Source organism: Kribbia dieselivorans NBRC 106261 (assembly GCF_001552435.1).
Classification (GTDB): domain Bacteria; phylum Actinomycetota; class Actinomycetes; order Actinomycetales; family Dermatophilaceae; genus Kribbia; species Kribbia dieselivorans.
In genome coordinates, this window is sequence record NZ_BCRE01000017.1 from 1 (window position 1) to 9,988 (window position 9,988).

The 9,988-nt window shown below is 70.0% G+C and carries 8 protein-coding genes; 2 read left to right on the top strand and 6 right to left on the bottom strand.

What is annotated here, in order from left to right; genetic code table 11:
• From KD1_RS01845 to KD1_RS01870, 6 genes are all read right to left on the bottom strand, one after another.
• Positions 1–451: transglycosylase family protein (locus KD1_RS01845; RefSeq protein WP_169795313.1), on the bottom strand; the 451-nt coding region annotated here is incomplete at its 3' end.
• Between the two features lie 843 nt (positions 452–1,294).
• Positions 1,295–1,996, bottom strand: a complete 702-nt coding sequence (locus tag KD1_RS01850; protein WP_068396699.1) for a transglycosylase family protein — start codon at positions 1,994–1,996, stop codon at positions 1,295–1,297.
• A gap of 190 nt (positions 1,997–2,186) precedes the next feature.
• Positions 2,187–3,713, bottom strand: a complete 1,527-nt coding sequence (locus KD1_RS01855) for a threonine/serine exporter family protein (protein ID WP_068396702.1) — start codon at positions 3,711–3,713, stop codon at positions 2,187–2,189.
• Positions 3,713–5,494: a serine/threonine-protein kinase gene (locus tag KD1_RS01860; RefSeq protein ID WP_169795314.1), complete on the bottom strand. Its 1,782-nt coding sequence runs from the start codon at positions 5,492–5,494 to the stop codon at positions 3,713–3,715. The genes KD1_RS01855 and KD1_RS01860 overlap by 1 nt, the downstream gene beginning before the upstream one ends.
• Before the next feature lie 68 nt (positions 5,495–5,562).
• Positions 5,563–5,991 carry a CBS domain-containing protein gene (locus KD1_RS01865; RefSeq protein WP_068396708.1) on the bottom strand — a complete coding sequence of 143 codons (429 nt, stop codon included), beginning with the start codon at positions 5,989–5,991 and terminating at the stop codon, positions 5,563–5,565.
• Between the two features lie 16 nt (positions 5,992–6,007).
• Complete coding sequence (locus KD1_RS01870; RefSeq protein ID WP_068396710.1) at positions 6,008–7,093, bottom strand: LacI family DNA-binding transcriptional regulator; 1,086 nt, start codon at positions 7,091–7,093, stop codon at positions 6,008–6,010.
• A 251-nt stretch (positions 7,094–7,344) separates the two neighbouring features.
• On the opposite strand from KD1_RS01870, the gene KD1_RS01875 reads away from it, so the two are divergent.
• The gene (locus KD1_RS01875; RefSeq protein WP_068396713.1) at positions 7,345–8,445 is read left to right on the top strand and encodes an ABC transporter ATP-binding protein; all 1,101 of its coding nucleotides are present in this window, start codon (positions 7,345–7,347) and stop codon (positions 8,443–8,445) included.
• Complete coding sequence (locus tag KD1_RS01880) at positions 8,426–9,721, top strand: DUF4032 domain-containing protein (protein WP_068396716.1); 1,296 nt, start codon at positions 8,426–8,428, stop codon at positions 9,719–9,721. The genes KD1_RS01875 and KD1_RS01880 overlap by 20 nt, the downstream gene beginning before the upstream one ends.
• The last annotated feature ends 267 nt before the right edge of the window (positions 9,722–9,988 follow it).

Consider the following 9,988-nt stretch of genomic DNA (forward strand, 5'->3'; position numbering starts at 1 on the left):
CCGTGCGGGCGCTGGACCGGGAGGCCGTTGCCGTCGAGCGCCCGCCGATGACCGCGGCGCCGTTGGTGCGGGTCAGGCCGGCGCGCTTGGAGCACACCGGCCACGCGCCCGGACCCTGCACCGCGAGGACCTTCTGGGCGATGAGGATCTGCTCGGAACGCGACGCCTGGTGGGCGTAGGCCGCGTACTGCCCGCCGCCGAACGCCTTCCACGTCGTCGGGGAGAACTGGAGACCGCCGTAGTATCCGTTGCCGGTGTTGATGGCCCAGTTGCCGCCGGACTCACACATCGCCACGCGGTCCCAGACGGTCTCGACCGCGCCGGCTTGCGTGGCGGTGACGACGGCACCGGCGCCCAGCAGGGTCGCGACCGTGAGGAGCGCGGTGCCACGGCGGCGACGGCGCTGCTGGCGGGGCGTGGGGAGGTCAGGGAAGTCCGAGACGGTGAACATGCGAGCGAAACCTTTCCGGCGCCGAACGTGCGTGTGGGGGTCGGGCCGTGATCGAGGCTAAGTATCAGATTTCACTCAGACAACAGTTGTCACTCGATTACATACCTGTAACTTTCTTCCCACGCGTCGGAGCGGCGGCGTCGGATTCCCGCACCGAGGGAACACTTTTGGTGACCCAACGGCGAGTTGGGTCACCACAACTGTTCCCTCGCCGAGTGGTCAAACTTTGCGACGTAACCCGCCGGTACGTCGCACGGATCGACCAGTCGGCGAAGGGGAGCCCAGAACGCACCGCACCCGCGGTTCGTGCCCTACGTCACAGAAACCGGTGTGCGCCACCCATGACGTCCAGCGTCACAGGAAGTAGTCCAGCGTCACAGGTAATAACCGGTGACCGACGCACGCTTCCGTGGCGCTCAGGGTGACATGTTGAGCGCGGTGACCTGGGGCATCCTCCACTCACCGAGGGAACACTTGTGGCGACCTACCGCCGAGTTGGGTCACCACAAGTGTTCCCTCGGTGAGTGGTCAACCATTGCGACGTAACCCGCCGGTACGTCGCACGGATCGACCAGTCGGCGAAGGGGAGCCCAGAACGCACCGCACCCGCCGCAGCCGGGGTGGGCTGAGCGGGTGCGATGAGGTGCGGGTCGGTAGAGACGGAGCGTCGTGTCCGACCGAAGCCGTGCGGGTCGGCAGATCCGGGGCGTCGTGTCCGACCGAAGCCGTGCGGGTCGGTAGAGGCGGAGCGTCGTGACTGACCGAAGCCGTGCGGGTCGGCAGATCCGGGGCGTCGTGACTGACCCAAGCGGGAGCCGGCGCGGCGCCGACCGAACGGGCGCGTCAGTAGACGACGCGGTTCAGGTACGACTGCAGGGCGCGGGTGGTGTTCGGGCCCCAGATGCCGTCGGCGGAGGAGCCGACGCGACGCTGCAGCGCCTTGACGGTCGTGGTGTTCAGGTAGCCGGTCTGCGCAACACCGAGCTTGCGCTGCAGTGCGCGGATGTCGGAGGTGCCCAGGACACCGTTCTGGTAGGTGCCGACCCACTTCTCGATGCCACGGTTGGTGGCCGGGCCACGCACGCCGTCGACGACCAGTCGGCCGGCGGTGTAGGTGCGCGTCGCCGAGCGCGAGGCCGTGGCGGTGGTGCCACCGACCATGCCGTTCGAGCGGGTCAGCCCGGCGCGGCGGGAGCACACCGGCCACGCGCCCGGACCTTGGGCCTGGAGCACCTTCTGGGCAATGGCGATCTGCTGGGCCTTGGTCGCCTGGTGGGCGTACGCGGCGTAGCGGCCACCCCCGTAGCCGAGCCAGGTGCGCGGGTGGAACTGCAGGCCACCGTAGAAGCCGTTGCCGGTGTTGATGCGCCAGTTGCCACCGGACTCACAGGCAGCCACACGGTCCCAGACCGTCGCGGCGTTGGCCGAGGAGGGGGCGACCAGCAGGCCACCGGCGACCGTTGCGGCACCGGCCACGGCGACACCGGCCACACGGCCCCGAGTGATCCCGGCCTTCGGCTGGGCGTGCTTGGGGGAGTACGACATTCGTCTGTTCCTTCGTCACGGGAGGGACCGCCGATTGGGGGAGCGGTCGTCGCTGTCCGGACGGGACGTTACATGTTCGTGACCTGTCGATGCAAACCCGTGACCAAAATCTGGGGACAAACCCCCTGCTCAGCCACGCGCGGAGACGTTACCGGAGGGTACCCCCCCAGCGTTCCCCGGAGCCGCGAATTCACGTGTCGCTCAAGTCCATTGGCCGCGGGTCCGACGCCGACGGACGCTTGACCGGGCGGTCCGCGGTCGATTGTTCCCGCTGCGCCGCGCGCGCCCGCCTGGCGCGATCCAGTGCGGTGTGATCCAGCGGCGACGCGAAGAACTCACCGAGCACCGTCCCGGCGGCCAACGCGAGGATGATCCCCAGCGACGTGAACAGCAGCGACGCACCCGACGCCGCCCCCGCCTCGGAGACCCCGACGATGCGCTGCAGACCGACGAAGATCGACAGACCCGGCAGCAACGCCAACGAACCGTTGATCGACAGCACGATCGCCGGCGCACGCATCCGCAACGCCAGGTAGCGCGCGACGAACCCGAGGACGACCGCCGCCAGTGACACCGCCGCGATCCGCCCTACCCCGACACTGCCCAGCCACCCGGCGATGAACACCGTCATGATCGACAGGAGCGCGGTCGGGGCGAGCATACGTCGGGCGCTCTGCGTCACGATCGCCGAGGCCGTGCCGGTGATCGCCGCCGCGATGAGCCGCACCTCGACCGGCGCACTGGCCCACGTGATCCGCGACAACGACGGAGCGTCGAGCGCCAGGCCGAACCACTGGGCCATGGTCGACCCGAACGCCAGCCCGGCCGCCACCCCGGTGATCAGCCCCAATAGGTGAAACAGGTCGGCGAAGAACCGCGCGGTGCCGGTCACCGAGTACCCCATGATCAGATCCTCGAGCGCGGAGGTCAGCGACCGCGCCGGCAGCAACGCCACGATGCCACCGGCGACGACGTACGCGAACTCCGCCGAACTGATCGTCACGACGTGGGACCGGCCACCGATGAACGCCAGCCATGCCACGATCGTGGCGGCCAGACCACCGGCGATCATCGTGTAGAAGTCCGGCAACCCCTTCTTGCCCAGCCAGCGCACGAGTCGGTTGACGAGCATGCCGCTGAAGGCGCTGAACAGCACCGCCTGCCACCCCGCCCCGAAACCGAGCGTCACCGAGGCGGAGAGCAGCCCGGTCGCCACCGTGATCACCCACCCCGACCATGTGCGCCGGGCAGAGCGGATTCGCTGGATCTGATGGCTGGCCTGCTCGAAGTCGATCCGCCCCGTCGCCAGGTCGTCGACGAGGGCGTGCACCTGCGAGAGCCGCGCGAAGTCCCGCCGAGTCGCCTTGACGACGCGCAACCGGGTGATGAGTTGCCCCGACGGCGTCACTGACTGCATGAGCAGCGACTGCATGGTGATGTCGACCTCGAACCGCTCCAGGCCGGCCGACGTGGCCACGGCGATGACCGCCGCCTCGACGCCCGGCGCGCCGGCGCCGTTCTCGATGAGGGACTCGCCCACCCGCAGGGCGAGGTCCATGACCGCCCGGGCCTCGCGCTCCTCCGCCACCGATCGCGTCACCCGCGGATCGCGGTAGGGCGTGCCGCGCAACGCCCCCACGGCGGGCATGGGCTCGGTCGGCGCGTCGCCGCGCAGGCTCGCGGCCCGACGAAGCCGCTCGAGCGGGTTCCCCTCCACTACTGCGTGACCTGCGGGAACGGGTTGCTCGACAGCGGCCACCAGGACAGCGCCGGATCGATCAGGGTCCCGAAGGCGATCACGACCGCCACGGCCAGCACGAGGATGCCGACGACCCCGGCCATCGCGGCGTTCGGTGTCACGGCCCGCACCATCGACCGGCTGCCCCGGCGCAACGACGCTCCGCCAATGCCCCACCACGCCATGAGCCCGGCGAGCGCACCGCCCACGCCCAGCGGCGCGGCGGACCAGAGGTTCGGCGACGTCCCGGCGATCGCCGCCTCGCCGAGGGCCGTGCTGAGCATCGCCGCCGCGCCGACGATGACGGGCAGAATCAGGGACAGCAGGGTCTCCCCCGCGGCCGCGATGATGCGCCACGGCAGCGCGGCGACCATCGTCGGCACGTCGCTGCCGCGCCGCCCGAACTGGTGGCGGCGCATGACCAGGCCGGTGTACGACCGGTCGATCACGCGAGCCAGCCACGACCACGACACGGCGAGGAGCGCGGTGAGGGCCGGCATCGTCGCCATGCCGGCGGTGAACAGCGCCAACAGCGCCATCAGAAGGCCGGTGCGGCGCGGTTTGGACACCCGGGGGTCGCCGGCCCCGCGGCCGGGGACCACACCCGGCCACGGTTGCGGCTGTTGCGGTTGCGGCTGAAGATGCTGCGGCGGCGGCACCGGATAGGGCTGTGCGTACGGCTGGGGCGCGGTCGCCGGCCGAGGAGGCTGCGCCGCCACCGGTTGCGCCGACCGCAGGTGGGGATTGGGCAGCGCCGTGTACGGCATCGGCTGGTCGACGGAGTCCCCCCGGCTCTCCCCGTTCGTGGGGACCACCGGCAACGCCTTCGTCTCCGGCAGGCGGTGCGCCTGGGTCTGCCCGGCCACGACCGAGGTGGCCGGCACCTGCCGCAGCACCTCGGTGACCGGCCGCCCGGTCGCGTACCGCTCCAGCGCCCGAATCACCTCACGATCGGTGGGCCGCTCGTCGATTCGCGGGCTGAGCGCGGCGGCCAGCAACGGCACCAACGGCGGGTCGACCCCGTCCAGGTCGGCCTCACCGCGCACGACCCGGCTGATCACCGCCTCCATCGGCCCACGACCGAACGGCGGCCGTCCCGAGGCGGCGAACGCCAACGTCGACGCCCAGCCCCACCAGTCCGTGCCCGGCAGCACCTGTGCGCCTTCGAGCGTCTCCGGGGCGAGGTAGCCGGGCGTGCCCATGACCAGGCCGGTCTGGGTCAGTCGGGAGTCGTCGGCGAGATGGGCGATGCCGAAGTCGATGAGCACCGGTTCGTCGTCGAGCATGAGCACGTTGCCCGGCTTGACGTCGCGGTGGACCACCCCGGTGGCGTGACAGTCGTGCAGCGCCTCGGCCAGCCCCCGAGCCAACCGCAGCAGCGACTCCGGCGACATCGGGCCATCCCGCTCGATCACCCGATCCAGCGACGGGCCCGGCACGTACCGCGTGACGATGTATGGCTGCTGCGCCTCGACATCGGCGTCGAGCACCGCCGCGACCCGCGTCGAGCGCACCCGACGCAGCGTGCTCACCTCGCGACCGAGCCGCTGACGCGCCTGCTCGTCGTCGGCGACGTGGGGCCGCAGCACCTTGAGCGCGACGGCCTTGCCGTGCGGGTCCAGGGCGAGGTGGACCACGCCCATCCCGCCCGACCCGATCTGCTGCATGACCCGGTAGGGCCCGATCATCGTGGGCCGCGCAGGCTCGTGCCCGGGCACGGGTTGTGTGGGCGGCGCCTCCCCCAGCGGCTCAGTCGTCATGCCCCAACCGTAGGGGAGTTCGCTGGACATCCGCTGGATCGGTGCCACCGGTGGGCCCCGATCGCGGGCTACTGCTGGATGTACGCGGTCAGCTGGTCGCGCTCGGCGGCCAACTCGTCCATGCGCTTCTTGACGACGTCACCGATGCTGACGATGCCGGCCAGACGTCCGTCGACGACGATGGGCAGGTGGCGCACACGCTGCTCCGTCATGGTCGTCGCGACGACGACGAGGTCATCGCCCGGCGCGCAGGTGTGCAGCAACTCGGTCATGATTCGCGACACCTCGCCGCCGAGGACCTCCGCCCCGCGATCATTCAGGTGCCGTACGACGTCGCGCTCACTGACGATGCCGTCCAGGTGCTCGCCGTCGGCACTGACGACCACCGCACCGATGCGATGCTCGGCCAGGAGCGCGAGCAACTCGCTGACGGTGGCCGTCGGGGCAATGGTCACCACGTTGTCGCCCTTGGAGCGAACGATGTCGGAGATCCTCATGCGGACACGTTAGTCGTCAGCGGTGGCCAGGGGCAGGGATTCGAGACAACGACCCGGCAACATCCACGGCCGAGGCACCGTCGACCGGGCGACGGGCCGCCACGCCGGTGGAGTTGCGCACGACGAGGTCGGGCCGGAAGATCAACTCCCCCGGCGGCAACGGGTGTCCGGCCACGACATCGAGCAGCGTGCGCACGGCCTCCTCGGCCATCTCGCGCACGCCCTGGCGCACGGTCGTCAACGGCGGGTCGGTGAAGGCCATGAGCGGAGAATCGTCGTACCCGACCACGGAGATGTCGTCCGGGACGGCGAGTCCCAGGGTCCGTGCCTGGCGGATCGCCCCGAGGGCCATCATGTCCGAGCCGGACACGATGGCGGTGCACCCGGCTTCGATGAGCTGCTTGGCCGCCGAGGCACCCCCTTCGACGGAGAACAGGGTGTTGATGATCGGCACCTCCGCCTCGTCGCGCTGCAGGATGGCCTGCTGGGCCTTGACGAAGCCGGCCATCTTGCGCACGACGGGCACGAACCTGGCCGGGCCGACGGCCAGGCCGATCTTCGTGTGCCCCAAGGTGGCCAGGTGACGCACGGCCAGTTCCATCGCAGCCGCGTCGTCGGTGCTGATGAACGGAGCCTCGAGCCCCGGGAGGTACCCGTTGACCAGGACGATCGGCAGGCCGCGGTCGAGGAGGCGCTGGTAGCGATCCGGTTCCTTCGTCGTGTCGGCGTGCAACCCGGAGACGAAGATGATCCCGGCCACACCGCGATCCAGCAGCATGTCGACGTAGTCGTCCTCGTGCACGCCGCCGGGGGTCTGGGTGCACAGCACAGGCGTGTACCCGTGGTTGGCCAGCGTCGTCTCGATGATCTGCGCGAACGCCGGGAAGACCGGGTTCTCCAACTCGGGCATGACCAGGCCGACGAGGCTGACCGCCTTGCGCCGCAGTTTCGTGGGGCGGTCGTAGCCGAGCACGTCGACCGCGGTGAGGACCGCCTGGCGCGTCGTCGGCGCCACGCCCGGCTTGTCGTTGAGCACGCGGCTCACGGTGGCCTCGCTCACGCCCGCGTGCGCGGCGATGTCAGCCAGTCTCGCCCGGGTCACGATGCTCCTCCTACGACGGCGAGGGCGGTGTCACGCATGACAACTCCTGACACATGTGTACTGACTTCGGACTCCGAGGTTAAGCCGCACTGAAAGGACTTGCGGCAACTTCGGAGGAATCGGTCACATTTTGCAATGTCACCCTCGCAGGACGGCGTTGAATCAGTCATAGTTGACTCGTCGGTCACGTGGCCGGCGACACCTTTACAACGGATCGTCCGGCACGTTCCTGCCGGTGAAGGAGAAGTGACATGGCAACCGTGCGGTTCGACAAGGCCACTCGTATCTACCCGGGCAACGACAAGCCCTCCGTCGACCAGCTGGACCTGGAGATCGGTGACGGCGAGTTCCTCGTCCTCGTCGGCCCCTCCGGCTGCGGCAAGTCGACCAGCCTGCGCATGTTGGCCGGCCTCGAGGAGGTCAACGACGGCAAGATCTGGATCGGCGACCGCGACGTCACCCACATGTCGCCCAAGGACCGCGACGTGGCCATGGTCTTCCAGAACTACGCGCTCTACCCGCACATGACGGTTGCCGAGAACATGGGCTTCGCCCTGAAGATCGCCGGCGTCGACAAGTCGGAGATCAAGACCCGCGTCGCCGACGCCGCCAAGATCCTCGACCTGACCGAGTACCTCGAGCGCAAGCCGAAGGCCCTCTCCGGTGGCCAGCGTCAGCGCGTGGCGATGGGCCGGGCGATCGTGCGCTCCCCGCAGGTCTTCCTCATGGACGAGCCGCTGTCGAACCTCGACGCCAAACTGCGCGTGCAGACCCGCACCCAGATCGCCTCGCTGCAGCGTCGCCTCGGCGTGACCACGGTCTACGTCACCCACGACCAGGTCGAGGCCATGACCATGGGCGACCGCGTGGCCGTCCTTGACAAGGGCGTCCTGCAGCAGGTCGACACGCCGCGGAAGATGTACGACCACCCGGCCAACCTCTTCGTCGCCGGCTTCATCGGCTCCCCCGCGATGAACCTCATCCACGTGCCGGTCGACGAGGGCGGCGTGACGTTCAGGTCGGGCCTGCACATCCCGATCGAGCGCGAGCGCCTCGCCAAGCTCGACGGCGAGGTCGTCGTCGGCGTGCGCCCGGAGGACCTCGAGCCGGCCGCCGAGCACGAGGGCCTGCCGGTCACCGTCGAGGTCGTCGAGGAGCTCGGTGCGGACGCCTACGTCTACGGCACCCCGATGGAGGGTCGCACCGACCTCGAGCAGGGCGTGCCGAAGCCGTTCATCGCCCGTACCGATGGCCGCACCCCACCGGCCAAGGGTTCGACCGTCTACTTCAAGCCCAAGGCCGACCACGTGCACGTCTTCGATCCGGCCACCGGTGAGCGACTCACCGACTGATCGCCGCGACCCGGCCGCGCTCGACATCACTGCGGCGCGGCCGGATCCGGCGCTGCTCGACCTGCCGTGGCACCTGCCGCTGGCGGAGTGGCCGGAATCGCTGTTGGCCGCGTTGCCACGCGGTATCTCCCGGCACATCGTGCGGTTCGTGCGCTTCCGCGGCGGTCTCCTGGCGGTCAAGGAGATCAAGCCGGACATCGCCCATCGGGAGTACGCGATGCTCCGCGATCTGCAGCGCCTCGACCTGCCCACGGTCGTACCGTTCGGCGTCGTCAGCGGGCGGCACGCGGCCGACGGCACGCCGCTGGACGCCTGTCTGCTCACCCGGCACCTGCAGTTCTCACTGCCATACCGCGCCCTGTTCAGCCACGAACTGCGCCCCGACGCCGCCACCCGCCTCATCGACGCCCTGGCCGTGCTGCTCGTGCGGCTGCACCTGCTCGGGTTCTGGTGGGGCGACGTGTCGCTGTCGAACACGCTCTTCCGCCGCGATGCCGAGGCGTTCTCGGCCTACCTCGTCGACGCCGAGACCGGTGAACTGTTCCCCTCGCTGACCCGCGGGCAGCGCGAACACGACCTGGACATCGCCCGGGTCAACATCGCCGGTGAACTCATGGACCTCGAGGCCGGCGGCATGCTCCCCGCCGACGCCGATCCGGTCGTGATCTCCGAGCGGATCATGTTCCGCTACCGCGAACTGTGGGGCGCTCTGACCGCGCCGGAACGGTTCGGCACCGGCGACCGCTGGCGCGTCGACGACCGCATCGCCCGCCTCAACGCCCTCGGCTTCGACGTCGGTGAGTTGGCGATCAGCACCGACGTCGGCGGGCTGCACATCCAGATCCAACCCAAGGTCGTCGACGCCGGTCACCACTCGCGCCGGCTGGCCCGGCTGACGCACCTGCAGGTCGAGGAGAACCAGGCCCGCCGCCTGCTCAACGACCTCGACTCCTTCGCCGCCTCGCAGAACCGCCAGGACGACGACGAGGAGACCGTCGCGCGCGACTGGCTGACCCAGATCTACGAGCCCATCACGCGCATGGTGCCCGCCGAACTGCGCCAGAAGCTCGAGCCGGCCCAGTTGTTCCACGAGGTGCTCGACCACCGCTGGTACATGGCCGAGGCCGCCGGTCACGACATCGCGATCGAGGATGCCGTGCGCAGCTACGTCGAGCAGATCCTGCCGATGAAGCCGGACGAGCAGTCCGTTCTCGGGGTCGACACCATCGAGATGCCGGTATACGCCGCTCCCCCACCGGAGGACGAGCGGGGCTGAGCCGGGGGGAGTCCTCCCCACTGACGGGACGGGCAGCGCGCCCTACGGTGGTCGCTGAAGCCACCGGGGCACCGGGCCCCGCACCGAGAGGACACCATCGTGAGCAACCAGTTCCCGCCGCCGTTCGGCGCGCCGCCGCAGCCCGGCTCCGGCACCCAGCCGGCCTTCGGCGCGCCGGACCAGACGATCCCGCGTCAGGCTCACCAGCCCGGAGTCACCCCGCAGCCGGCCGGCGCTCCGCAGCGCCCCGGGTACGGCACGTTCCCC